Source organism: Bartonella massiliensis (assembly GCF_902150025.1).
Lineage (GTDB): Bacteria > Pseudomonadota > Alphaproteobacteria > Rhizobiales > Rhizobiaceae > Bartonella > Bartonella massiliensis.
Genome location: NZ_CABFVS010000085.1, coordinates 1 through 596, shown reverse-complemented (window position 1 = coordinate 596; position 596 = coordinate 1). Strand labels below are relative to the sequence as shown.

Below are 596 nucleotides of genomic sequence, written 5' to 3'. Positions count from 1 at the left end.
TATTATCGTTTAAAGAGGCATTATCATTGAATGAAATATTTTGGTTGTTTTTATCTTCTATCATTTATTATAACCTTTTAAGATTAAAAAATCATTGAAATCTAAAGCGTTAGGAGCTTGCATGATAAAGACTTCAAAGCCTTGTCTATAAGCACGCGCAGCGAGGTTAAAACCTGCTTTACGACCCGCATCATCCCCATCCATTGCAATTGTCAGACGTCCTTTTATTGGGGGTAAATTCACACGCATCATGCCACTGGTAGAAAGAGACGCCCATAAATTAACGGGCTCTGATAATAAACCAGACAGCAGAGACAGACCCGTTTCAATGCCTTCACAAATAACCAGATGCTTTGGATTGGCTTGACTTAAATGCACAGCACCGCCCATGACAGACCCCAACATGGCTTTTGCTGGTTTCTGATCTGTTTTGCAGCCATTGGCTTGTAAAAAGGTTCTATGAATGGCAAAAGAACCAGCCCCCTTAACAAGCGCCACCAACGCGGGCAGTTTCATTCCTAATGGGTGTGGACATTTGTCGTGAAAACGTAAATCAGCAGGCAATTCACACATGATCCCCCGCATGCGTAAATAGG

1 protein-coding gene is annotated in these 596 nt (G+C 42.1%); it reads right to left on the bottom strand.

Going from position 1 to position 596, the window contains the following annotated elements; translation table 11 throughout:
* Window positions 1-60: 60 nt before the first annotated feature.
* A partial coding sequence (locus FNZ60_RS09520) for a DUF7146 domain-containing protein (protein WP_185913584.1) occupies window positions 61-596 on the bottom strand: 536 nt, incomplete at its 5' end.